The sequence below is a fragment of the Pseudolysinimonas sp. genome (genome assembly GCF_044239695.1).
Taxonomy (GTDB): domain Bacteria; phylum Actinomycetota; class Actinomycetes; order Actinomycetales; family Microbacteriaceae; genus Pseudolysinimonas_A.
This window is the reverse complement of the sequence record NZ_JBIIAW010000013.1, coordinates 1-22,355: the sequence shown is the minus strand read 5'-3', so window position 1 is coordinate 22,355 and position 22,355 is coordinate 1. Positions and strand designations below refer to the sequence as shown.

The following is a 22,355-nucleotide window of genomic DNA, read 5'->3' as shown; positions in this document are numbered from 1 at the left end:
CCGCATGATCGTCGAACTGCTGCGCCTCAAGCTGCGCCTCCTGATCAACGGCTTCCGTGAGCCGCGCACCGCCGCCTGGGCGGGCTTCGGGGTCGTCCTCGCCGCCGCCACCGTCGCGCTGCTCTGGACCGGAGCGTCGCTCGCCACCGAACTCGACGCCGTGACGCGTCACCGGGTCGTCGTCGTCACCGGGGTGCTGGTGTCGCTGGCCGCCTTCTTCCTGCCGCTCGTCGTCGCGCGGTCGCAACTGCTGCATCCTCGGGCCCTCTGGCTGTTCGGCTTCGGCCCGCTGTCGATCGCGGGTGCGGTGCTGTTCACGACGCTCATCGGACCGGCCCTGTTGCTCGTCCCGATCGCCCTCTCCCCGCTCTGGCTGTGGGAGGGTGCGGCGTCGACGACGGCGGCCATCGCCGTGCCGTTCATCGTGCTCGAAGGGCTGCTCGCCGCGCGGATCGGCGTCGTGATCGGCGCGGTGCTGCGCTATCGCCCCGCCGTCAACGCCCTCATCCGGCTCGTCGCCGTGCTGCTGCTGCTCGCCGGACTCGTCGTGATCGCTGCGCACCTCGCCCCGACCATCGCTGCGCTGCTGCCGGGGGCGTGGTGGCAAACGGTGCTGCCGATCGTCGTCGCCCTCGCCCCGCTGCGTCTCCCCGCGATCACGGACGTGCTCACGGCACTGCCGCTCGGCGCGTTCTGGCGCGCGCCGTCGCACGAGGCGGCGGGCGACGCGGCCCTCGTCCAGCAGGACTTCGGCCTCGGCGTCCTCACCATCCTCGTGCTGCTCGTCGTGTGGCTCTTCACCCTCGCGTTCCAACTGCGGCCCACGCGGCGACGCCCGCGCGAACGCGCCGCCTACGTGCCGGGGTGGTTCCGCCGGCTGCCGTCGACCCCGGTCGGCGCCGTCGCCGCGCGCAGTTTCACCTACTGGGCCCGCGACCCGCGCTACCGCATCGCGCTCGTGCTGCTGCCGGTCATCCCGATCGTCACCCTCTCCGCCTTCGCGATCGTCGGCATCCCGCTGTCGATCTCGTCGCTCATCCCGCTGCCGATCATCGTGCTGCTGCTGGCCTGGGGCACGCTGCACAACGACGTCGCCTACGACTCCACCGGGATCTGGGCGCACCTCACCGCGCAGATCCGCGGCGTCGACGACCGGATCGGCCGGATGCTGCCGGTCCTCGCGATGGGCATCCCGGTCGTGCTGATCGGGACGCCGCTCACCGCGTGGGGGCACGGCGACTGGATGATCGCGCCCGCCGTCCTCGGAGTGTGCGGCGCGCTCCTCCTCGGGGGCGTCGGCATCTCGAGTGTGATCTCCGCGCGATTCCCGTACCCCGCGACGCGGCCGGGCGACGCCCCGTTCCAGCAGCCGCAGGTGACCGGGTCCAGCGGCAGCGGCACGCAGGCCGGCTCCCTGTTCCTCATCCTCCTGGTGGCCTCCCCGGCGATCGCGGCGACGGTGTTCCACGTGCTCGGCGTCCCCGGCCCCTGGGTGTGGATCGCCCTCGTCGCCGGACTCGTCGCCGGCGCCGCCGTGCTGGTGCTCGGCATCCGGGTGGGCGGTGCCACGTTCGACCGTCGCGCGCCGGAGCTGCTCGAGTTCGCGGTGCGGCACTGAGCCCGTGCGGCGCTGAGCCCGTGCGGCACTGAGCCGTCGGTCGTACCCTGGAGTCATGGCTGACCTGGATCGCGGACCCGACACCGTCGGGGGCGGAACCGACACCCTCGACCGCGAGTTGGAGAAGCTCCTCGAGGACACCCAGCTCGAGGACGGCGACCACGAGCGCTTCTCGCACTACGTGCAGAAGGAGAAGATCCTCGAGAGCGCCCTCACCGGCAAGCCCGTGCGCGCCCTGTGCGGCAAGAAGTGGATCCCCGGTCGCGACCCCGAGAAGTTCCCCGTCTGCCCCGACTGCAAGAAGGTCTACGAGCGCCTGAAGGCCTGACCGCTCCCGCCGTCGGCTCCTCCCCGGGGTCGCGGGCGCACGAGTGCTCCCATTTGGGATCACTCGTGGCGACCGTGATCGCTTTGTGAACCACGATCGCCGTGTGAAACCGTTCCGCGTGGCCGCCGCTCGAGCAGCCGGGATGTCGGAGAGTCGGCTTCGGTCAGCGGAATTCGCCGCACCGTTCCACGGCATCCGGGCGTCTCACGGGGTCGAGCACGACCCCGAGGCTCTGGCACGCGCCTACGCCGTCAAGATGAGGCGGGATGCCGTCTTCTCGCACCTGACCGCCGCGCAGCTCCTCGGCCTTCCGCTCCCGGTGCGGTTCGGCGCCTCCCCGGTGCACGTGGCCGTTCCGACGGAGACGGCGCCGGTGCGCGGACGTGGTGTCGTCGGACATCGTCGGATGTCGACTGCTGCCGCACTCGACATCCGAGGTCTGCGGGTGCTCGCACCGGTTGACACCTGGATCACCCTGGGACCGATCCTCGCGCTCCCCGACCTCGTCGCTGTCGCGGACGCGATCGTCACCCCTCGCCGCGACCGGCCCGCGTGGGCCACGATGGACGATCTCGCGGCAGGTCTTGCGGTCGATCTGCGGGCGAGAGGGCGGCGGCGCCTTGTCGACGCACTCGGGTTCGTCCGAGTCGGCTCGGCGTCGCGGCCGGAGTCGCTGCTGCGGGTGCTTCTCCGTGCGGGCGGCCTGCCGGAGCCGCGGATCAATCACCGACTCGGCGGGCTGCCGTTCGTCGTCGACCTCGCCTGGCCCGACATGCGCTTCGGAATCGAGTACGACGGCGCACACCATCGCGCCGCGCCTCAGTTCGGGGCAGACCTGAGGCGGCAGGAGATCATCCACGATGACGAGTGGCTTCTGATGCGCGTCCAGAAGGAGGACCTCTTCGGCGATCCTCGGGGCGTCATCGAACGTGCGCGACGGCGGCTAGCGACGCGCGGGTTCGTCGTGCCGCTCCGTGAGATCTCGCAATCCGTGTTGCCGCGGCCATGAGTGATCCATTTTGGGATCACTCATGCGCGGGGCGACGCGGTCGACGCGGGGCGACGCGGGCGACGCGGGGCGGGGCGGGTCAGACGTAGACGGTCGGGATGACGGGCTCGCCGCGCGAGAGAGCGAACGCCGCGAGGGGGAGTTCCGCGATCGCAGCGAGGTGGTGCTCGCGGGCGGCGGCCACCCCGTCGGCCCCGAGGTGGGCGGGGTGGACGACGCCGTCGGTGACGAGGTCGACGAGCAGCCCGCGGCCGGGCTTCGGGTCGGATTCGGGTTCTTCGACGTACACGGTCTCCTCGACGGCGACCCCGTGGGAGAGGGAGCGCACCGCGACCTTGCGCCCGGCGACGGTGGCCTTGCCGTCCGACCGCTTGCCGACCGGCCGCCACTCGCCGGAGGGCGTTTCGACGGCGACGAGCTTGTAGACCATCCCGGAGGCGGGGGAGCCCGAGCCGGTGACGAGCGAGGTGCCGACGCCGTAGGAGTCGACGGGCGCGGCCCGGAGTGCGGCGATCGTGTACTCGTCGAGGTCGTTGGTGACGGTGATGCGGGTGCCGGTGGCCCCGAGCTCGTCGAGCTGGCGGCGGGCGGAGGCGACGACGGTCGGCAGGTCGCCCGAGTCGATGCGGATCGCGCCGAGCGAGGTGCCCGCCACCCGGATCGCCGTGGAGATCCCGTCGGTGATGTCGTAGGTGTCGACGAGCAACGTGGTGCCGGATCCCATCGCATCGACCTGCGCCCGGAACGCCTCCTCCTCGGAGTCGTGCAACAGCGTGAACGCGTGCGCGGCCGTCCCCATCGTCGGCACGCCCCAGGTGCGCCCGGCCTCGAGGTTCGACGTCGCCGCGAACCCGGCGATGTAGGCGGCGCGGGCGGCGGCGACGGCGGAGCGCTCCCCGGTGCGGCGCGAGCCCATCTCGGCGAGCGGGCGTCCGTCGGCGGCGGCGACCATCCGTGCGGCGGCGGAGGCGACCGCCGAGTCGTAGTTGAGGATGCTGAGCGCCAGGGTCTCCAGGATGACGCCCTCCGCGAAGGAGGCCTCCACGACGAGCAGCGGCGAGCCCGGGAGGTACACCTCGCCTTCGCGGTAGCCGGCGATCGACCCGGTGAAGCGGTAGTCGGCGAGCCAGTCGAGCGTCGGAGCCGACACGACGTCGTGCGACCGCAGCCACGAGAGCTCGTCCTCGCCGAACCGGAACGAGGCGAGCGCGTCGAGCAGCCGCCCGGTGCCGGCGACGACACCGAACCGGCGCCCGGCCGGCAGGCGCCGCGTGAACAACTCGAACACGCACCGCCGATCGGCCGTCCCGTCGCGCAGCGCCGCGTCGATCATGGTCAGCTCGTAGCGGTCGGTCAGGAGCGCGCTCGTCATGACGTCGAGCCTAACGGCGAGGCGTCGAGCCGATCCGCGGCGAGTACCCTGGCAGGATGCCCGCCACCGACGCGCCGATCGGCGTCTTCGACAGCGGCGTCGGCGGTCTCACCGTGGCCCGGGCGATCCTCGACCAACTGCCGCGCGAGTCGATCCTCTACGTGGGCGACACGAAGCACTCGCCGTACGGTCCGAAGCCGATCGCCGAGGTGCGCGCGTACGCCCTCGAGGTGCTCGACGATCTCGTGGCCCAGGGCGTGAAGGCGCTCGTCATCGCCTGCAACACCGCGAGCGCGGCGATGCTGCGGGATGCCCGCGAGCGTTACGAGGTGGCGTTCGGCATCCCGGTGGTGGAGGTCATCCAACCGGCGGTGCGCGCCGCCGTGCGCGCGACCCGCAACGGGCGGGTCGGGGTCATCGGCACGGTCGGCACGATCCAGTCCCGCGCGTACGACGACGCGTTCGCCGCGGCCGACGTCGAGCTCTTCACCCGCGCGTGTCCGCGGTTCGTCGAGTTCGTCGAGGCGGGCGTCACGAGCGGGCCCGAGTTGTTCGCCGTCGCCGAGGAGTACCTCGCCCCGCTGAAGGACGCGGGCGTCGACACCCTCGTGCTCGGCTGCACGCACTACCCGCTCATGTCGGCCGCCATCCAGTACGTCATGGGGCCGTCGGTGCGCCTGGTGTCCAGCGCCGAGGAGACGGCGGCGGATGTCTACGGCCGCCTCGTCTCGCTCGGCATCGAGCGCTCCGATCCCGCGCCGCCGCGCCACGCCTTCGAGTGCACCGGTGACGACAAGCCGGCATTCCTGAGACTCGCCCACCGCTTCCTCGGCCCCGAGGTCTCGCACGTCGAGACGTTCGAGACCGCCAGCATCCCGATTCAAGGAGTCACGACATGACCGACACCCTCCGCGCCGACGGCCGCACCCCCGACCAGTTGCGTCCGATCACGATCGAGCGCGGCTGGAGCTCGCAGGCCGAGGGCAGCGCGCTCATCTCGTTCGGCGGCACCAAGGTGCTCTGCACCGCGTCGTTCACCAACGGGGTGCCGCGCTGGCTGACCGGCAAGGGCAAGGGCTGGGTGACCGCGGAGTACGCGATGCTGCCGCGCGCGACCAACGACCGCAACGACCGGGAGAGCGTGAAAGGCCGCATCGGCGGTCGCACGCACGAGATCTCCCGGCTCATCGGCCGCGGGCTGCGGCCGATCATCGACATGAAGGCGCTCGGCGAGAACACGATCGTGATCGACTGCGACGTGCTCCAGGCCGACGGCGGCACCCGTACCGCGGCGATCACCGGCGCCTACGTCGCCCTGCACGACGCGGTCGAGTGGGGCCGCGAGAAGGGCTTCATCGCCAAGAACGCGAAGGCCCTGATCGGTTCGGTGTCGGCGGTCAGCGTCGGCATCATCGACGGAGTGCCGATGCTCGACCTGCCCTACGTCGAGGACGTTCGCGCGCAGACCGACATGAACGTCGTCATGACCGGGTCGGGACTGTTCATCGAGGTGCAGGGCACCGCGGAGGGCGCGCCGTTCGACAAGGCCGAACTCGACGCGCTGCTGGCGCTCGCCACGTCGGGCAACGCCGAGCTCGCCCGCATCCAGCAGGCGGCGCTGGCGTCGTGACGACGTTCGTCCTCGCGACGCACAACGCCCACAAGGTCGACGAGCTGCGCCGCATCCTCGGCGACCGGCTCGGCGACCACGAACTCGTCGCCTACGACGGTCCCGACGCGATCGAGGATGCCGACACCTTCGAGGGCAACGCGCTGATCAAGGCGCGGGAGGCGTTCGCGCACACGGGTCTGCCGGCGCTCGCCGACGACTCCGGGATCGCCGTGGATGCGCTCGACGGCGCCCCCGGCATCCTCTCCGCGCGCTACGCCGGAACCCGCGACGACGGTGACAACCTGCGGCTCCTGCTGCAGGACCTCGAGGGCGAACCGAACCGGGCGGCGCGATTCGTCTGCGCCGCCGCCCTCGTCGACGCCGACGGCGAGTACGTCGTGCGCGGCGAGTGGCCGGGCACGGTGCTCACGGAAGCCGCGGGTGCGGGCGGGTTCGGCTACGACCCGATCTTCCGCCCCGACGGCGAGACCCGCAGCGCCGCCGAGCTGAGCCCCGCCGAGAAGGATGCCGCGAGCCACCGGTTCCGCGCGTTCGCGCTTCTCACCGCGGAGCTGCGTCGCCGCCACGGCTGAGACCGACAACCATTCCCGACACCACCGCGGACGCGGCCGGGCAGGGAGAATGGATGCCATGGCGCACGACCACGGGCACGACCACGCGTCGTCGACCCGCACGCGCCTGGCGATCGCCTTCGCGATCATCGCCGTAGTGCTCGTCGTCGAGGTGTTCGGCGCCTGGCTGTCGGGGTCGCTCGCCCTCCTCGCCGACGCGGGGCACATGGCCAGCGATGCCATCGGCCTCCTCGTCGCGCTCGTCGCGAGCGTCTGGGCGACCCGTCCCGCGACCGACCGGCACACCTTCGGCTTCCGACGTCTCGAGGTGCTCGCGGCACTGTTCAACGGGGTGCTGCTCACCGTCGTCGCGGTCGTCGTCGCGATCGAAGCGGTGCGCCGGCTGACCGAGGCCGATCCGCACGCGCCGGACGGCATCCCGATGCTCGTCGTCGCGGGCATCGGCCTGCTCGCCAACGTCGCCGCCTACCTCGTGCTGCGCGGCGGCGACCGCCGGTCGATGAACATGCGCGGCGCGACCCTCGAGGTGCTCGGCGACCTGTTCGGCTCGATCGCGGCAGTGGTCGCCGGGGTCGTGCTGCTCACCACCGGGTTCGCCGCCGCGGACGCCATCGCGTCGCTCGTCATCGCCGCGCTGATCGTGCCGCGCGCGGCGCTGCTGCTGCGCGATGTGGTGCGGGTGCTCACCGAGTCCGCGCCGCGGGAGACCGACGTCACCCTGATCCGCGAGCACCTGCTGGAGACCCCCGAGGTCGTCGCGGTGCACGACGTGCACGTCTGGGCGATCACCTCCGGCGCCCCGGTGTTCAGCGCGCACGTCGAATGCGAGGAGGCGGTGTTCGCCGAAGGCCGGGCCGGGTCGATGCTCGAGCGGCTCGGGGAGTGCCTGAGGGGGCACTTCGACGTCGAGCACTCGACCTTCCAGTTGGAGCCCGCCGGGCACTCCGAGCGCGAGGAGCCGGCTCATCGCTGAGCAGCCGCCGGCGTCGCTGAGCACGGTCGCCGAGAACTACCTCAAGGTCATCTACAGCCACACCGAGTGGCAGCCGGACGCGATGACGTCGTCCCAGCTCGCCGCGCGGCTCGGGCTGGCGCCGTCGTCGGTCACCGAGATGGTGCGCAAGCTCACGGCGCAGAATCTCGTCGAGCACGCGCGGTACGGCACGATCGTGCTCACCGCCACGGGTCGCGCCGAGGCGCTCAGGATGGTGCGCAAGCACCGGCTCATCGAGACCTGGCTGGTGCGCGAGTTCGGGTACGGCTGGGACGAGGTGCACGACGAAGCCGAGGTGCTTGAGCACGCCGTCAGCGACCGGTTGCTCGACGCGATCGACGTGCGACTCGGGCATCCGGCGGCGGATCCGCACGGCGATCCGATCCCGGCCGCCGACGGCTCGGTGCCCGCGCTCGACGGCGTGCTCGCCTCCGCTCTGGCTGCGGGGGAGCGCGGGCGGGTGCTGCGCATCAGCGACCGCGACCCCGACGTGTTGCGGCTGCTCGCGGCCGAGGGCGTCGGGATCGGCTCGGTGGTCGAGGGCGCGCAGCTTCCGGATGCCGTGGCCGGGCACGTCTGGGTGGCGCGAACCGCCTAGCTGGGGTTACATTTTTCGGGCCACCGAAATATTCGGTCGACCGAAAGATCCTGCCTTGCCTGAACCGGCCACGTCGAAGTCGACGCCCACGCCCTCCGCGCGTCCGCACGCGCTCCTGCCGCTGCTCGGGCCCGCGATGGTCGCCGGGGTCGCCTACCTCGACCCGGGCAACGTCGCCAGCAACATGAGCGCGGGGGCCGAGTACGGCTACCTGTTGGTCTGGGTCGTCGTGCTCGGCAACTCGATGGCGTGGCTCATCCAATACCTCTCCGCCAAGCTCGGCATCGCCACCGGTGAGAGCCTGCCCGGGCTGCTCGGGCAGCGCTTCCGCACGAAGGCCGGGCGGTACGCGTACTGGATCCAGGCCGAGCTCGTCGCGATGGCAACCGACGTCGCCGAGGTGCTCGGCGGAGCGATCGCGCTCTCCCTGCTGTTCGACCTGCCGCTGCTCGTCGGCGGCGTCATCACCGGGATCGTCTCGATGCTGCTCCTGCTGCTGCACAGCCGTCGGGGCTCGAAGCCGTTCGAGCGCGTCATCACCGGGCTCGTCGTGATCATCGCCGTCGGGTTCTGCGCCGGCATCCTCTTCGCCCCCGTCGACGGCGGGTCGGTCGTGGAGGGGCTCGTGCCGCGCTTCGAGGACTCCGGCTCGGTGCTGCTCGCGGCCTCCATCCTCGGGGCCACCGTCATGCCGCACGCGATCTACGCCCACTCGGCCCTTACCCGCGATCGGTTCGGCTTCGTGCCCGAGGGTCGCGTGCGGCAGCTGGTGCTGCGCGCGACCCGCATCGACGTCACCGTCGCCCTCGTGATCGCCGGCACGGTCAACGTCGTCATCCTGCTGCTCGCCGCGGCGACCCTGCAGGGAGTGGCGGGCACCGACACCCTCGAGGGCGCGCACGCGGCGATCGGCTCCGCTCTCGGGCCGATCGTCGCCACGATGTTCGCCGTCGGGCTGCTGGCCTCCGGCCTCGCGTCGACCTCCGTCGGCGCCTACGCCGGGGCCGAGATCATGAGCGGGCTGCTGCACGTGCAGATCCCGCTCGTCGTGCGGCGGGTCGTCACGCTCATCCCGGCGCTCGTCATCCTGATCATCGGCGTCGACCCGACCCTCGCGCTCGTGCTGAGTCAGGTGGTGCTGTCGTTCGGCATCCCGTTCGCGCTCGTGCCGCTCGTGCGGCTCACGATGCGGCGCGACCTGCTGGGGGAGTCGGTGAACCGCTGGTGGACGACGGTGCTCGCCGGGATCGCGGCCGTGCTGCTGATCACCCTCAACGTGACGCTGCTGGTGCTGGTGGCGACTGGCGCGTGACCCCGAACCGACTCAGGCCTTCGGCTTGCCGGTCTGACCCTCTTCGAAGATGTCGGGCATCGCCTCGGTGTCGCTGAGCGGGCCGTCGAGTCCGAGCTTGCGGGCCTTGCGCGCCTTCAGCACCGAGCGGATGTAGTGATAGGCCGTCGGCACGATCGCGCAGGCGACGGCGAAGAGCAGGATCAGGTCGATGTACTCGGTGACGAAGTCGGCCAGAACCGGGATGTAGCCGAGCAGGAAGCCGGCGAAGGTCAATCCGCCGCCCCAGATGATGGCGCCGATCGCGTTGTAGAGGGAGTACTTGCGATAGTTCATGTGGCCGACGCCCGCGGCGATGGGGGTGAAGGTGCGCACGACCGGCACGAAGCGCGCGATGATCACCGCGAGCGGGCCGAAGCGGTCGAAGAACTTGTTGGTGCGGATGACGTTCTCCTTCGAGAACAGACCGCTCTCGCGGCGCTCGAAGATTCGCGGACCCGCCTTGTGCCCGATGAGATAACCGACCTCACCGCCGAGGAAGGCGGCGACCGCGATGCTGAGGCAGACCAGCCAGATCGGGATCAGGATGCCCGCCTGCGAGGCCGTCATCGTGCCGGTGAAGGTGAGCAGGCCGGTGATCACCAGCAGCGTGTCGCCGGGGAGGATGAAGCCCACCAGAAGCGCCGTCTCGGCGAACACGATGAGGCAGACCACGAGCAGCGCCCACGGGCCTGCGGCCTGGATGATGGCGGCCGGGTCGAGCCACGGGATGAGTCCGGAGGCAGCGGCGGGAATGCGGTCGAGCATGGGGCTCCAGTCGTCGGTCGCGAACGATCGGCGGATACGTTCCGCTCAGCGTAGCCGTCAGCGCTGGACAATCCCCGGGGGCAACCCCCCGTCTCGCAAGGATTCAGGTAACCTGAAATCTCTCGACGAGGAGACCATGTGACCCACCCGCTCTGGAATCCCGGGCTCGACACTCGCCCGTGGGCGCTCACCCAGCAGCTGCAGCTCGCCGAGTTCGGCCGCCTCCTCGACCGGCTCGCGGCCAACGAGGCGTGGGCGGCGAGACTCCCTGCCGGTCGGACCTACGCCCACCTCGATGACCTCCTCGACGTGCCGTTCACGCTCAAAGAGGATCTGCGCGCCGCCCAGGCCGACATCACGCCCGCCCGCCCGCTCGGCGCCTTCCAGAACGCCCCGACCCGCGACCTCGTGCAGGTGACCTCCTCGTCGGGTACCACCGGAGCGCAGACCTTCTTCGGGCTGACGCGCACCGACTGGGGCCGCTGGAAGGACCGCATCGGCAACGCCTACCGCACCGCCGGGGTCGGTCCCGGGGATGTCGTCGCCCTGACCACCGGCATGGCGATCGTCGCCGGCGGCCTGCCCTACGCCGACGGTATCCGCGAAGCCGGGGGAGTGCTCGCCTGGATCGGCGGGCAGACGACGCCGCGAATGGCGTTCGGGATGCAGCGCCTCGCCGTGAACGTGCTCGTGTCGACGGCATCCTTCGCCACCCACTTCGCCGACCGCACCACCGACGAGCTCGGGGTGCCCGCCCCCTCGCTCAGCGTACGCACCGTCATCGCAGGCGGTGAGCCCGGAGCCGGGGTGCCGCACATCCGGCAGGGGATGCTGGATGCCTGGGGCGCCACGCGGGTGTCGGAGTTCATGGGTCTCGCCGACGTGCTGCCCGCGATGTGGGCGGAGTGCGAGGTCGGTAACGGGATGCACTTCACCGCCGCTCCCGACGTGCTCGTCGAGCTGATCGATCCCGACACCCTCGCGCACGTGCCGTGGGAACCCGGAGCGACGGGCGAGGCGGTCTACACGACGCTGTCGCGCGAAGCCTCCGCCGTCGTGCGGTTCCGCTCGCGCGACCAGCTGCTCGTCACCGGGGTCTCGTGCCCCTGCGGTCGCACGGCGCCGACGATGCGCTGCGTCGGCCGTACCGACGACATGCTCATCTACAAGGCGATGAACGTCTACCCGTCGGCGATCCGCGAGGTCGTGCTCGATGTCGCCTCGCCCGTGCTCTCGGGCACGATGCGCATCCGCAAATCCTCCGCCGCGCAGGTGCGGTTCGACGACGACATCCCGCTCGAGGTCGAGCTGCGCGACGGCGTCACGGCGGCGGAGGCGTCGGCGGTGCTGCGGGAGGCCGCCGAATCCGTGCGAGAGAAGTTGCGCGTGCGCGTCGCCGTGGAGCCCGTCGGGTTCGGAGTCATCCCGGTGTCGGATTACAAGAACGCGCTCGTGTACGTGCCCTGATCTCGGCCTTTTGCCCGAAATGGCCTCATCGTTCGGCGTGAAGGGGCATTTCCGGGCGAATAGCCCCTATCGAAGCCGTCGCAGCAGCACCGCGACGTCTTCGAGGTGGGCCGAGTGGCCGTCAGGCCCCGTCGCGGCACGTTCGCGGTGCTCGGCGAGCACGACCTCCCAGTCGTCGCCGAGGTCGAGCGCGGCGACCTCGGCGTCGGCGTCGAGCAGCAGTTCGTCGAGGTGCGCATGCTCCGACCACGGCGGCGGTGCCGCATGCGACACGATCGCGAGATGGCCGCCCGCGGCGACGTGAGCGGCGACCCGCTTCAGGATGTCGGTGCGCGGCAGCTCTTCGCGGGAGTGGAAGAAGGATGCCGTGACCAGGTCGATCTCGCCGTCCGGTTCCCAGGTGGAGAGGTCGTGGGTCTCGAAGCTCGCCCGGTCGTCGACGCCGGCCTCGACGGCGACCCCGCGCGCGCGGGTGACGGCGGTCGGCGAGATGTCGACGCCGAGCACCGTCCACCCCTGGCGGGCGAGCCAGATCACGTCGGCCCCTTCGCCCGACCCGAGGTCGACGGCGCGTCCGGGGGTGAGAGGGGTGACGACATCCACGAGGGTCGGGTTCGGGTTGCCGGACCAGCGCTGCGGGGCCTCGGCGTAGCGGAACTCCCAGGCCTCGGCGGGGGTGACTGGGGAGGGTTCGGCGTGCTCGTGGCTCATTCTTCGAGGGTAGGGGCGCGCGCTCGGCACCGCCGGGCTCCGGCGCACACCCAGGTGAACGATGTATCGTCAGGTATCGTTCGGCGCTCATCCGGGTGCCCGACCGCGAAGGAGAACCTCATGCGCACGACCTCATCGTCCGGCTTCGACCTCTGGGAGACCGTCGAGAACCTGCGCGACTCCTTCGCCCCGCGGATGCCCGGCCGCATGGCCCGCGGTGACGTGCGCACCGCGATCCTCACCGCGCTCACCGAAGCGCCGATGCACGGCTACCAGATCATCCAGGCCGTCGAGGCGCGCTCCGGCGGCACCTGGAAGCTGAGCCCGGGATCGGTGTACCCGACGCTGCAGCTGCTCGCCGACGAGGGACTCGTCACGGCCGAGCAGGTCGCCGAGCGGAAGGTCTACTCGCTCACCGATGCCGGCCGCGCGGTCGCCGACGAGTCCTCCGCCGCCACCCCGCCGTGGGAGAGCCGCATGGCGCGCGACGTCGAGGGCGTGAAGGCGCTGTCGACCTCCGGCGCGAAGCTTGCGCACACGCTCACCCAGTTCGCGCACGGCGCGACGCCCGAGCAGACCGACCAGGCCGTCGCGGTCATCGACGAGGCGCGGCGCAAGCTGTACGCGATCCTCGCCGAGAGCTGACCGGGATGCCGGCTGCCGCCCCGCCTCGCGCCGGGGCCGCTCGCGCACGCTACCGCCGCATCCTGCGGTTCGCCGCGCGCGCCTTGGCTCAGGCGTGGTGGTTCGAACTCGTCTTGCCGCGCCTCGGCCTGCGACGCTTCGCCGCCCGCGGACGCGTCGCCCGACTGCAGAAGCTGGCCCGCCGCTTCCACGCCCTCGCCCTCGAACTCGGCGGGCTGATGATCAAGGTCGGCCAGTTCATGTCGTCGCGCCTCGACGTGCTGCCGCCCGAGATCACCCGCGAACTCGAGGGGCTTCAGGACGAGGTGCCGGCCGAGCCGTTCGCCGGCATCCGCGCGCTCGCCGAAGCGGAACTCGGGATGCCGCTCGCCCTCGCCTTCGCGACCGTCGAGGAGCAGCCCATCGCCGCCGCCTCGCTCGGTCAGGCGCACCGCGCCCGTCTGTCGCCGCTGCTGGCCGAGGAGTTCGGGTTCACCGATGTCGTGCTCAAGGTGCAGCGTCCCGGCATCGGCGAGATCGTCGACGTCGACCTCGCCGCGCTGCGCAAGATCGCCGGCTGGGTGTCGCGGGTGAAGTTCGTCTCGAAGCGCGCCGACGCCCCGGCCCTCGTCGAGGAGTTCGCGACGACGAGTCTCGAAGAGATCGACTACCTCAACGAAGCCGCGAACGCCGAACGGTTCGCGGCCGACTTCGCCGACGACGACCGGGTCGGCACGCCGACCATCGTCTGGGAACGGTCGAGCCTGCGCGTGCTCACGCTGTCCGACGTCACCGCGATCAAGATCACCGACGCCCCGGCCCTCGTCGCGGCCGGCATCGATCCCGGCGAGGTGTCGGCGGAACTCGCGCGCGTCACGTTCCAGCAGATGTTCGTGAACGGCTTCTTCCACGCCGACCCTCATCCCGGCAACATCTTCGTCACCCCCGGCGTCGACGGCGCCCCCTGGCGACTCACCTTCATCGACTTCGGGATGATGGGCGAGATCTCCGACGACCTCCGCGACGGTCTCGTCACCTTCCTGCTCGCGGTGGTCGCGCGCGACGGGCGCGGACTCGTGAGCGCGATCGAGCGCCTCGGCGTGCTGCTCCCGGGAGCCGATACGACGCAGCTCGAGCAGGCGATGAGCGAACTGTTCGGCCGCTACGGCGGGATGGGCGTCGCCGAGCTGCAGCGCATCGACCCGCGCGAGTTCGAACGGTTCGCCGTGCGTTTCGGCGAGACGATCCGCAGCCTGCCGTTCCAGCTGCCGAAGAGCTTCCTGCTGCTGCTGCGCACCATCTCGCTCATCTCCGGCGTGACGAGCGCCCTCGACCGCGACTTCAACATGTGGGATGCCGTCGACCCGTTCGCGCGCACCCTCACCTCTGGCGCCGGCGCGGGCGCGCTTCGCGGCCTCGGCCGACAGGCGGTCACCCTCGCGTCGACGCTCGCGCGGCTGCCTGGACGACTGGATGCCCTCGCCGATCGCATCGACCGCGGCCAGGTCGCCGTGCGCGCCCCCGATGTCGAGCGCCGCATCCGAGGCGTCGAGAACGCCGTCGGGCGGGTCGCTGCGGCGATCGTCTTCGCGGCGCTGCTGCTCGGCGGGGTGCTGCTACGTGCCGACGACGTGGTGCTGTCGTGGGTGCTGATCGGTGTCTCCGTGGTGCCCGGGCTGATCGCGACTATCCCGCGTCGCAGGTGACTCCTCGCTCGTCAAGTGATGGTGATCGGTCGACGAGACGAGCAGCGTGGTACGACGAAGCGGGCTCAAAGGATGATCGCGGTCACTAGGCGTCAGATCTTCCCACTCAGGCCGAAACGCCATCCAGCTCGCGCACATTGCCGACTCCAGCACTCTGCGCGGGGAGCCTCACGGCGATACTTATCGCTTCACCTTTGCTCATCACATACTCCATGAACATCCCGACTCGGACATCCTGGTGAAGGTCGTCAGGGCCGAAGTGATCGCTATGCCGCGGTGTGCCAACGGGCATGTCTTCGATAGCGGCGAGGAGTATCCGATTGCCCCTGGCTTCGACGAACATGTTGACGCAGCCACCCACTTGCTGAGCGCGGTGCATTACAACCGACATCAGTTCGTGATCGAGTGCGAAGATCACGGGCTTAGTGCCGTCGGCGGCCGTCACTAGCTGATCGCCGCGGCCGTTGAGTGCGATGTCGCGCATGACGCGCCGGGCAAGTTCCCGGCGCCGCTCTTCGTCGGTGATCTTGGCGATCATTGACGCCACCGTCTTTCGTGCTCTTCTACGTTGTCGAGGATGTGGTTGTAGGAGTCTTCGTATGTGCGTGGTACGTCTTCCTCGGAGTGTAGCGACTCCATCTGCGTCGGCTCCCCGATCTTGACCCCAGTTCTAGTGAAGTGGTGAACGTGAACCGTGCCGTGGGAACAGTCGATGCGGACCACTTTGCGCCAGTCACCAGAGTCGAATACCTCATGTGTCATGGCGTAGTAGACGATCTTGTTCCTCACATACGACAGCACTTGCACGATACGAGTCGTCGCCGAGATCGGCATCGGAATCGTGTCAGTGCGGTCGCAGTCCTCCCTCTTTGGCGGAAGCCACTTCAGCTTCTCTGTTTCCTGCGCTGAAACTTTCTTGGCCGCTCGAGCGCTATCGAGGGCTCGCCCGCGCGCATGCTTGTCGGCCATAAGCACCGCAGCCTACCGACTTCGAGGCCTGCCAGCACCGCACGCCCGTTTCGCGCTCCCACGACTGAACGCTCTCACGAACGGCACCGCGAAAGCGGACCGGAAATCACCCTGTGGATAGGTCGTCTCACGCGCCTATCCAGCGACAAGTTCGGCGCCGACGTTGGCGGGTCCGACACGTCCTAGATCCGGCAGGCGCACCGCGGGTACGACAGCTCTGCCGTCTCCGCTGGGTCTAGCCGTAGTATGGGGAAACTGCAAGTTTGCACTTTCCCCATATAGGCGAAGATGAGAACCAAAGAAGCTCTGCAACGGATTCTTGACGGATCGACGGCGCACGATCTCGAGACCGAACGACTCGATTTCAAGAGGGAGTCGCACTCCCGCGATGACACGGCTCGAGACATTGCCGACGCGGCCGTCTGCTTCGCGAATGGCCAGGGTGGGATTGTCGTGCTGGGGGTCGCCGACAAGGTCGCGGGTTCCGATGCTCTGCTAGGGACGGAGATGGAGCCGTCAGCGCTTCGGCAGCGCATCTATGAGCTGACCGAGCCACCTCTTGATGTCGTGGCGCGAGTGCTCCGGTTCGAGGAGGCGCGGCTTCTGGAGATCGTCGTGCAGGAGGGCCTAGACGTTTACCAGGTACGAGGCAAAGTTCCTACCCGTAGGTTCGAGGCCCAGTGCTTGCAGATGACGCCCTCTGACGTCAGCCGGCTGCACGAAGATCGTCGCGGTTCCGACTGGAGTGCGGTCGACAGCGGCCGGCCGAGCACAGATATCGAGCCCGGTGCGGAGCTACTACTGCGTTCCTTGGTTCGGGGCGCGCCAGCTGCACCACGTGATGTGAACCAGATGTCGACCGTCGACCTGCTTCGGTCGATGTCGTTGTGTCTCGATAACGGAAACCTCAACCGTGCTGGGGAGATCATGCTCTGCGCCCCGCGGGGAGGCGAAGAACTCCTCGTGTATCAGTACCGAGAGTCCGCTGGTGGGGAGGTGCGCGCCGGACGTCGCTGGACCACCCCGCTCCTCGTCGCGTTCGTTGAAGCGAGAGCAATGATCGAGGCACGCATCGACTCGACCCCCGTCAACCTCCCCTCGGGTCAGCAGATACAGATCCAGGACTACCCGCAGGCGGCGATCCGTGAAGCCCTCGCCAACGCGCTCATGCACGGTGACCACCGCGAGCGACGACCCGTATACATCGAGCACTCGCCGGAGTTGCTTACTGTTCGATCCCCTGGCCCGCTTGTCGCTGGGATCTCGCCGACAAACATTCTCACTCACCCACCCAAGGCACGATTCCCGGCACTCGCGGAGGCGATGCGGGCCTGCGGGCTCGCAGAAAAATGGGGGCAGGGAGTTGACCGCATGTACCGCGAGATGATTCGGAGCGGGAGAGCGGCGCCGACCGTCGAAGTGGTGGAGGGCCGTGAACCTGAAACGTCGGTCCGTTTCATGGGTGGCCCGCCTAACGCGCGGATCGCCAAGTTCATCGCTACGCTCCCAGAAAGCGAGCAAGAGGATACGGATGCTCTCCTCGTCGTGGCGACTTTAGCGAGTCGGCGCACGATCAACGCCGAACAGCTCTCTTCGGTCGTCCAGCGTGACGCCGAGACAGCGCAGGCCGTGCTCGCCCGGCTCTCGCAAGGCGTCGCTGAACTCGTCGAGCCAACGCCCCGTTCAGTGGGTCGCCGGCATCCTGATTATCGACTTCGCGCTGCCGCCATCGCCGCCCTAGGGCCGGCCCTCTCCTACCAGTCTCGACCAAAAGCTGACAGCGATCGGAAGGTCTACGCGCACGTGCGAGAGTACGGGTCGATCAATAATGCCGCCGTGCAGCGCATGTTCGACGTGGACGTCTACGCCGCACGAGACCTCCTTCGGGATCTCGTCGGACGCGAAGTACTTATGCGAATCTCCGAGCAAGCGCGGGGACCGGGGGTCAAGTACGGAGCCGGTCCGAAATTCCCATCGCGGAAGGGCGAGTCGAGGCCCCTCCCGCCGTCGCCGACTGTGCCACTTATCACGCTCCAGGAGTTGGACTTCGGCCCAATCGAGTAGCCCGACCCAGGGCTGGGCCAGCGCGACGTCCCATCGTTCGTGCGGAAGGTGGGACTCGAACCCCGCCCCACCGGCACGACCGCCACGTCGTTGCGCGCCGCGTCGGAACCGGCGCGGCGGGGACCCCGGTGCGCGGTCTCGCCCACCGTGCGCACGTGCCGCCGCCCCGCAGAGGCGGGTCGACGTCGCGTGCGGAAGGTGGGACTCGAACCCACACGTCTTTCGACACAGGAACCTAAATCCTGCGTGTCTACCATTTCACCACTCCCGCGAGGAGCGGCTTCAGTCTACGAAGCCGCCGCGACAGACTGGGCGAGTGGATCCCCTCGACGCGCTCACCGAGATCGCCTACCTGCTCGAGCGCGAGCGGTCGTCCCGGTACAAGTCGAAGGCGTTCCGCACGGCGGGTGCCGCGATCGCCGATCTCGACCCCGCCATCCTCACCGACTCGGTGCGGCTGAAGGCGGTGCCGGGCATCGGGGATTCCACGTTCAAGGTCATCCAGCAGGCGCTCGCCGGCGACGTGCCCGACTACCTCGCGCGGCTGCGCGCCGACAACGGACCCAAGCCTTCCGAGCTGCGCGCTAAGTTGCGCGGCGACCTGCACTCCCACTCCGAGTGGAGCGATGGGCAGACCCCGATCGACGCGATGGTCGCCGCGGCCCTGCGCCTCGGCCACGAGTACCTCGCGCTCACCGACCACTCGCCGCGGCTCACGATCGCGCGCGGCCTCTCGGTCGAGCGGCTCACCGAGCAGCTTGGGATCGTCGAAGGATTCCGCGACGACCGCTTCACCCTGCTGAAGGGCATCGAGGTCGACATCCATGAAGACGGCTCGCTCGACCAGACCGACGAAATGCTGGGGAAGCTGGATGTCGTCGTCGCGAGCGTGCACAGCAAGTTGAAGTCCGACCCGCGCGAGATGACGAAGCGGATGCTGGGCGCCATCCGCAACCCGCACACCGACGTGCTCGGGCACGTGACCGGGCGGCTGGTCGAAGGATCGCGGGGCAAGCGACCCGGCTCGACGTTCGACGCCGCGGCGGTGTTCGCGGAGTGCGCCGAGCGCCGGGTGGCCGTCGAGATCAACTCGCGCCCCGAGCGGCAGGATCCGCCCGACGAGCTCATCCAACTGGCGCTGGACGCCGGGTGCCTGTTCTCGATCGACTCCGACGCGCACGCACCCGGGCAGCTGTCGCTGCTCGACTACGGTGCGGAGCGGGCCGAGCGGATGGGGGTTCCAGCGGAACGTATCGTCACGACGTGGCCGCTCGCCGACCTGCTGGAGTGGACGGGTCGGTAGCCGCGTCGGCGAGTTCGGCGCCGACGGGACCGAGCAGCATCCGCCACATCCAGGACACCGCCGTCTCGACGGGTGGACGCGGATCCTGTGCGAGCCAGGCTTCGAGCACGCCGAGCACGGAGCCGGTGAGCCCTGCGGCACGAACCTCGGCCGGGATGTCGTCGAGCGGCGGCGCCTCGACCGTGGCTACGGCGGCGGAGGCGATCGCGAGCACGCGTGACCGAAGGCGGGCGACTGCGACGGGGGAGCCGTGGCTGCCGAAGACTCTCGCGTAGACGGCGGCGTTCTCTTCGATGTGCTTGAGGTAGCCGATCAGGATCGGCGGCGGCTCGGGCGTGATCTCGCGGAAGACGGGCAGGTCGGCGCCCGCCACTTCCGCGACCGCATCGATCGCGTCCGCAAGCAATGTGTCTTTGTCGGCGTAGTGCTGGTAGAAGCTGCTGCGGTTCACCCCGGCGCGTTCGGCGATGTCGGCGACCGAGATCTCGTCGAGTCCGCGCTCGCGCGCGAGGTCGAACAGGGCCTGTTGCAGGCTCTGGCGAGTGCGCGCGATGCGGGGGTCCACAGTCCGAGTCTGGCAGCCGTACCCCGGACACGTCGGGTTCCCTCTCCGTTACCTGCGAGTTCTCCGACAATCGTCCGTTTTCCAACAGGTGTCGGATAATCTCGAGCGAGCCCGACGACGTGCGTCCCACATCCTGCACCTCCTGTTCGAAAGGCTCTTCCGTGGCTCGACTGCTCGCTCGGCTCGGCTCCTTCTCCACTCGACGCCCCTGGCTCGTCATCATCGCCTGGGTGGTCGCGCTCGCCGCCGCCGGCGGTGCCTACCTGTTCAGCGGGGGAGCGCTCGCGAGCGGGTTCAGCATCCCGAACACCCCGACCCAGCAGGTCACCGACAAGCTCAGCACCGAGCTCGACGGCGTCGGCGGGGCGGTCGGAACGGTCGTCTTCCAGACCGACGGGGATGCGGCGCTCACCGCCGACCAGCAGGCCGAGATCAGCGAGGTGCTCGCGACGATCGGCGACCTCGACGGCGTCTCGACCGTGGTCGACCCGTTCACGACCCTCGAACAGCAGACCGACACCGAGCAGCAGCTCGCCGACGGCGCCACGCAGCTCGAGCAGGGCCGCGCGCAGCTCGACGCCGGGCAGGCCCAGCTGGATGCCGCGCGCGCCCAGGCCGAAGCGGCCGGCGCCGCCGACGCGCTCGCCGCGCAGTTCGCCGACCAGCAGGCGCAGATCGACGACGGGCGCGCCGAACTCGCGACGCAGCAGGAGCAGCTCGATCTCGCCACCACGCTCTTCGACTACGCGAGCGAGATCCGCACCGTCAGCACCGACGGCGCGACCGCGGTCGCCGCGATCGTCTTCGACGACACCCTCACCGACCTCGCCCCCGAGGTGAAGGAAGCCGTCGCCGCCGAACTCGAAGGCGCCGACATCGACGGCGTCACCGTCGACTACTCCAGTGAGATCGCGAACAACCTGGAAGGCATCCTCGGAATCGGCGAGGTCATCGGCCTGCTCGCCGCCGCCCTCGTGCTCGTCGTGATGCTCGGGGCGCTCATCCCGGCCTCGCTGCCGCTCGTCTCGTCGATCATGGGCGTCGGGGTCGGCGTCGCCGGCTCGCTCGCCTTCTCAGGGGTCGTCGAGATGGCCTCCGTCACCCCGGTGCTCGGCGTCATGCTCGGCCTCGCCGTCGGCATCGACTACACGCTGTTCATCGTCAACCGGCACCGTCGGCAGTTGCGCGACGGCGCCGAGGTGAACGCCTCCATCGCCCTCGCGAACGGCACCGCCGGCAACGCCGTCGTCTTCGCCGGCGCCACCGTCGTCATCGCGCTGCTCGCGCTCAACGTCACCGGCATCCCGTTCCTCGGAGTCATGGGCACCGTCGCCGCCGCGTGCGTGCTGATCGCGGTGCTCGTCGCCGTCACCTTCACCCCCGCGCTCTTGCGCCTCGTCGGGATGCGCGTGCTCAGCAAGCGCGCGCGGGCGAAGATCGGTCACCCCGACCACGTCGCGAAGGCTCCGAAGCCGATGCCGACCTGGCGCGCCATCGTCGCGGTCGTCGCGGCCGTCGGCATCCTGCTGGTCGCCGCGATCCCCGCACTGTCGCTGCGCCTCGGCCTGCCCGACGGGTCGAGCGAACCCGAGGACTCCACGCAGTACCGCGCCTACTCGATCGTCGCCGACGAGTTCGGGGCCGGCACCAACGGCACCCTCGTCGTCGTCGCGGAGCCCGAGACGGCGATCGACGCCGACGATCAGAACGCCGTGCTCGCGCTGCAGGTGCAGATCGAAGACGTGCTCATGGCGCAGGACGACGTCGTCGCGGTGTCGCCGGCCGGGGTCGCCGAGGACGGCGAACTGCTCGCCTTCCGCGTCGTACCGAGCGACGGCCCGTCGAGCGTCTCGACCGAGGAGCTCGTCGGCGCGCTGCGGGCCCTGTCGCCGCTCGAGACCGCCGACTACGGCACGATCGAGCTCGGCGTCGCCGGGGCCGCGAGCGGCAACATCGACATCTCGCAGACGATCGCCGAGGCGCTTCCGCTGTACCTGGCGATCGTGATCGGACTGTCGCTGCTCATCCTGGTGCTCGTGTTCCGGTCGATCCTCGTGCCGCTCATCGCCACCGGCGGATTCCTGCTGTCGCTGTTCGCCGCCCTCGGCGCCGTCACCGCGATCTACCAGTGGGGCTGGCTCGGCGAGGTGTTCGGCGTGCACGACCCGGGGCCGGTGCTGAACTTCGCCCCGATCATCCTCACCGGCGTGCTCTTCGGCCTCGCGATGGACTACCAGCTCTTCATCGGCTCGGGCATGCGCGAAGCATTCGTACACGGGATGCCGGCCCGCACCGCCGTCGTCGCCGGCGTGCAGGGCGCGCGCGCCGTCGTCATCGCCGCCGCGATCATCATGATCTCGGTGTTCGGCGGCTTCGTCTTCAGCCACCTCGCGATGATCCGGCCCCTCGGGTTCGGGATGGCGGTCGGCGTGCTGTTCGACGCCTTCGTGGTGCGACTGCTGCTCATGCCCGCGCTCATGCACCTGCTCGGCCGCGCGGCCTGGTGGCTGCCGAAGTGGCTCGACCGCATCCTGCCCGATGTGGATGTCGAGGGCGCCTCGCTCGAGCGTCCCGCGCTGCCGGCCGGCGTGCACGCGGTGCCCGTGGGGCCGCGTCGCGGGGGGACCTCGGGCTCGCGCACTCCGGTTCGCCGCCCCTAGTCGCACGGGGGCGGAGGCGGCATCCGTCCGCCGAGCCGAAGGAGCGGGGACCCCTACCCCGATC

The 22,355-nt window shown here is 69.9% G+C and carries 21 protein-coding genes and 1 tRNA gene; 15 read left to right on the top strand and 7 right to left on the bottom strand.

The genetic code is table 11. The features are described 5' to 3' along the window. The first annotated feature begins 4 nt into the window (after nucleotides 1–4). The 3 genes from ACILQS_RS03705 to ACILQS_RS03695 all read left to right on the top strand — a co-directional run bounded on the left by ACILQS_RS03705 (nucleotide 5) and on the right by ACILQS_RS03695 (nucleotide 2,955). Nucleotides 5–1,618, top strand: a complete 1,614-nt coding sequence (locus ACILQS_RS03705) for a hypothetical protein (RefSeq protein ID WP_395638752.1) — start codon at nucleotides 5–7, stop codon at nucleotides 1,616–1,618. A 55-nt stretch (nucleotides 1,619–1,673) separates the two neighbouring features. After that, entirely contained in the window at nucleotides 1,674–1,946 is a 273-nt protein-coding gene (locus ACILQS_RS03700; protein WP_395638751.1) for a DUF3039 domain-containing protein, read from the top strand. 103 nt (nucleotides 1,947–2,049) lie between these two features. Continuing rightward, nucleotides 2,050–2,955, top strand: coding sequence for an endonuclease domain-containing protein (locus tag ACILQS_RS03695; protein ID WP_395638750.1), 906 nt, complete (start codon nucleotides 2,050–2,052; stop codon nucleotides 2,953–2,955). A 79-nt stretch (nucleotides 2,956–3,034) separates the two neighbouring features. Here ACILQS_RS03695 and ACILQS_RS03690 read toward each other — a convergent pair whose 3' ends face one another. Further along, nucleotides 3,035–4,327, bottom strand: coding sequence for a nicotinate phosphoribosyltransferase (locus ACILQS_RS03690; protein WP_395638749.1), 1,293 nt, complete (start codon nucleotides 4,325–4,327; stop codon nucleotides 3,035–3,037). A 56-nt stretch (nucleotides 4,328–4,383) separates the two neighbouring features. On the opposite strand from ACILQS_RS03690, the gene murI reads away from it, so the two are divergent. The 6 genes from murI to ACILQS_RS03660 are packed head-to-tail and all read left to right on the top strand — an operon-like array spanning nucleotide 4,384 to nucleotide 9,436. Then, entirely contained in the window at nucleotides 4,384–5,226 is an 843-nt protein-coding gene (gene murI, locus ACILQS_RS03685; RefSeq protein WP_395638748.1) for a glutamate racemase, read from the top strand. Further along, nucleotides 5,223–5,957 carry a ribonuclease PH gene (gene rph / locus ACILQS_RS03680; RefSeq protein WP_395638747.1) on the top strand — a complete coding sequence of 245 codons (735 nt, stop codon included), beginning with the start codon at nucleotides 5,223–5,225 and terminating at the stop codon, nucleotides 5,955–5,957. The genes murI and rph overlap by 4 nt, the downstream gene beginning before the upstream one ends. Beyond that, nucleotides 5,954–6,532, top strand: coding sequence for an RdgB/HAM1 family non-canonical purine NTP pyrophosphatase (rdgB, locus tag ACILQS_RS03675; protein WP_395638746.1), 579 nt, complete (start codon nucleotides 5,954–5,956; stop codon nucleotides 6,530–6,532). The genes rph and rdgB overlap by 4 nt, the downstream gene beginning before the upstream one ends. A gap of 58 nt (nucleotides 6,533–6,590) precedes the next feature. Then, on the top strand, nucleotides 6,591–7,505 hold the full coding sequence (locus ACILQS_RS03670; protein WP_395638745.1) for a cation diffusion facilitator family transporter: 915 nt from the start codon (nucleotides 6,591–6,593) through the stop codon (nucleotides 7,503–7,505). After that, nucleotides 7,498–8,124 (top strand): metal-dependent transcriptional regulator, encoded by a 627-nt coding sequence (locus tag ACILQS_RS03665; protein WP_395638774.1) that lies wholly within the window; start codon nucleotides 7,498–7,500, stop codon nucleotides 8,122–8,124. The genes ACILQS_RS03670 and ACILQS_RS03665 overlap by 8 nt, the downstream gene beginning before the upstream one ends. A 55-nt stretch (nucleotides 8,125–8,179) precedes the next feature. Further along, nucleotides 8,180–9,436 (top strand): Nramp family divalent metal transporter, encoded by a 1,257-nt coding sequence (locus ACILQS_RS03660; RefSeq protein ID WP_395638744.1) that lies wholly within the window; start codon nucleotides 8,180–8,182, stop codon nucleotides 9,434–9,436. 12 nt (nucleotides 9,437–9,448) lie between these two features. Here the strand turns inward: ACILQS_RS03660 and ACILQS_RS03655 are convergent, their stop codons facing one another. Then, nucleotides 9,449–10,222, bottom strand: coding sequence for a DedA family protein (locus tag ACILQS_RS03655; RefSeq protein WP_395638743.1), 774 nt, complete (start codon nucleotides 10,220–10,222; stop codon nucleotides 9,449–9,451). Nucleotides 10,223–10,360: 138 nt separating this feature from the next. Here ACILQS_RS03655 and ACILQS_RS03650 point away from each other — a divergent pair, with 138 nt between their 5' ends. Further along, nucleotides 10,361–11,689 (top strand): phenylacetate--CoA ligase family protein, encoded by a 1,329-nt coding sequence (locus ACILQS_RS03650; RefSeq protein ID WP_395638742.1) that lies wholly within the window; start codon nucleotides 10,361–10,363, stop codon nucleotides 11,687–11,689. Nucleotides 11,690–11,755: 66 nt separating this feature from the next. Here ACILQS_RS03650 and ACILQS_RS03645 read toward each other — a convergent pair whose 3' ends face one another. After that, a complete protein-coding gene (locus tag ACILQS_RS03645) occupies nucleotides 11,756–12,400 on the bottom strand; it encodes an SAM-dependent methyltransferase (protein WP_395638741.1) in 645 nt (214 codons plus the stop codon). Nucleotides 12,401–12,520: 120 nt separating this feature from the next. Here ACILQS_RS03645 and ACILQS_RS03640 point away from each other — a divergent pair, with 120 nt between their 5' ends. Both ACILQS_RS03640 and ACILQS_RS03635 read left to right on the top strand, forming a co-directional pair. Then, the gene (locus ACILQS_RS03640) at nucleotides 12,521–13,045 is read left to right on the top strand and encodes a PadR family transcriptional regulator (protein WP_395638740.1); all 525 of its coding nucleotides are present in this window, start codon (nucleotides 12,521–12,523) and stop codon (nucleotides 13,043–13,045) included. A gap of 5 nt (nucleotides 13,046–13,050) precedes the next feature. Continuing rightward, nucleotides 13,051–14,730, top strand: coding sequence for an ABC1 kinase family protein (locus tag ACILQS_RS03635; RefSeq protein WP_395638739.1), 1,680 nt, complete (start codon nucleotides 13,051–13,053; stop codon nucleotides 14,728–14,730). A 106-nt stretch (nucleotides 14,731–14,836) separates the two neighbouring features. On the opposite strand, the gene ACILQS_RS03630 is transcribed toward ACILQS_RS03635, so the two are convergent. Together ACILQS_RS03630 and ACILQS_RS03625 are read right to left on the bottom strand one after the other, a co-directional pair. Further along, entirely contained in the window at nucleotides 14,837–15,268 is a 432-nt protein-coding gene (locus tag ACILQS_RS03630; protein ID WP_395638738.1) for a hypothetical protein, read from the bottom strand. Then, entirely contained in the window at nucleotides 15,265–15,699 is a 435-nt protein-coding gene (locus tag ACILQS_RS03625) for a hypothetical protein (RefSeq protein WP_395638737.1), read from the bottom strand. Before ACILQS_RS03625 ends, ACILQS_RS03630 begins: the two co-directional genes overlap by 4 nt. A gap of 288 nt (nucleotides 15,700–15,987) precedes the next feature. On the opposite strand from ACILQS_RS03625, the gene ACILQS_RS03620 reads away from it, so the two are divergent. Further along, entirely contained in the window at nucleotides 15,988–17,763 is a 1,776-nt protein-coding gene (locus ACILQS_RS03620; protein WP_395638736.1) for an RNA-binding domain-containing protein, read from the top strand. A gap of 190 nt (nucleotides 17,764–17,953) precedes the next feature. Here the strand turns inward: ACILQS_RS03620 and ACILQS_RS03615 are convergent. Beyond that, nucleotides 17,954–18,034 (bottom strand) — tRNA-Leu (locus ACILQS_RS03615). Between the two features lie 45 nt (nucleotides 18,035–18,079). On the opposite strand from ACILQS_RS03615, the gene ACILQS_RS03610 reads away from it, so the two are divergent. Next, nucleotides 18,080–19,066, top strand: a complete 987-nt coding sequence (locus ACILQS_RS03610; protein WP_395638735.1) for a PHP domain-containing protein — start codon at nucleotides 18,080–18,082, stop codon at nucleotides 19,064–19,066. Here ACILQS_RS03610 and ACILQS_RS03605 read toward each other — a convergent pair. Continuing rightward, entirely contained in the window at nucleotides 19,020–19,631 is a 612-nt protein-coding gene (locus tag ACILQS_RS03605; RefSeq protein ID WP_395638734.1) for a TetR/AcrR family transcriptional regulator, read from the bottom strand. The genes ACILQS_RS03610 and ACILQS_RS03605 overlap by 47 nt on opposite strands. A 161-nt stretch (nucleotides 19,632–19,792) precedes the next feature. On the opposite strand from ACILQS_RS03605, the gene ACILQS_RS03600 reads away from it, so the two are divergent. Beyond that, on the top strand, nucleotides 19,793–22,291 hold the full coding sequence (locus tag ACILQS_RS03600) for an MMPL family transporter (RefSeq protein ID WP_395638733.1): 2,499 nt from the start codon (nucleotides 19,793–19,795) through the stop codon (nucleotides 22,289–22,291). Nucleotides 22,292–22,355 lie beyond the last annotated feature (64 nt).

Bases quoted from the DNA above. Each gene is read 5' to 3' on its own strand.
- ACILQS_RS03705 (WP_395638752.1), top strand. From the start codon at position 5: ATGATCGTCGAACTGCTGCGCCTCAAGCTGCGCCTCCTGATCAACGGC.
- ACILQS_RS03700 (WP_395638751.1), top strand. From the start codon at position 1,674: ATGGCTGACCTGGATCGCGGACCCGACACCGTCGGGGGCGGAACCGAC.
- ACILQS_RS03690 (WP_395638749.1), bottom strand. From the start codon at position 4,327: ATGACGAGCGCGCTCCTGACCGACCGCTACGAGCTGACCATGATCGAC.
- murI (WP_395638748.1), top strand. From the start codon at position 4,384: ATGCCCGCCACCGACGCGCCGATCGGCGTCTTCGACAGCGGCGTCGGC.
- rph (WP_395638747.1), top strand. From the start codon at position 5,223: ATGACCGACACCCTCCGCGCCGACGGCCGCACCCCCGACCAGTTGCGT.
- ACILQS_RS03670 (WP_395638745.1), top strand. From the start codon at position 6,591: ATGGCGCACGACCACGGGCACGACCACGCGTCGTCGACCCGCACGCGC.
- ACILQS_RS03655 (WP_395638743.1), bottom strand. From the start codon at position 10,222: ATGCTCGACCGCATTCCCGCCGCTGCCTCCGGACTCATCCCGTGGCTC.
- ACILQS_RS03645 (WP_395638741.1), bottom strand. From the start codon at position 12,400: ATGAGCCACGAGCACGCCGAACCCTCCCCAGTCACCCCCGCCGAGGCC.
- ACILQS_RS03640 (WP_395638740.1), top strand. From the start codon at position 12,521: ATGCGCACGACCTCATCGTCCGGCTTCGACCTCTGGGAGACCGTCGAG.
- ACILQS_RS03635 (WP_395638739.1), top strand. From the start codon at position 13,051: ATGCCGGCTGCCGCCCCGCCTCGCGCCGGGGCCGCTCGCGCACGCTAC.
- ACILQS_RS03630 (WP_395638738.1), bottom strand. From the start codon at position 15,268: ATGATCGCCAAGATCACCGACGAAGAGCGGCGCCGGGAACTTGCCCGG.
- ACILQS_RS03625 (WP_395638737.1), bottom strand. From the start codon at position 15,699: ATGGCCGACAAGCATGCGCGCGGGCGAGCCCTCGATAGCGCTCGAGCG.
- ACILQS_RS03620 (WP_395638736.1), top strand. From the start codon at position 15,988: ATGAGAACCAAAGAAGCTCTGCAACGGATTCTTGACGGATCGACGGCG.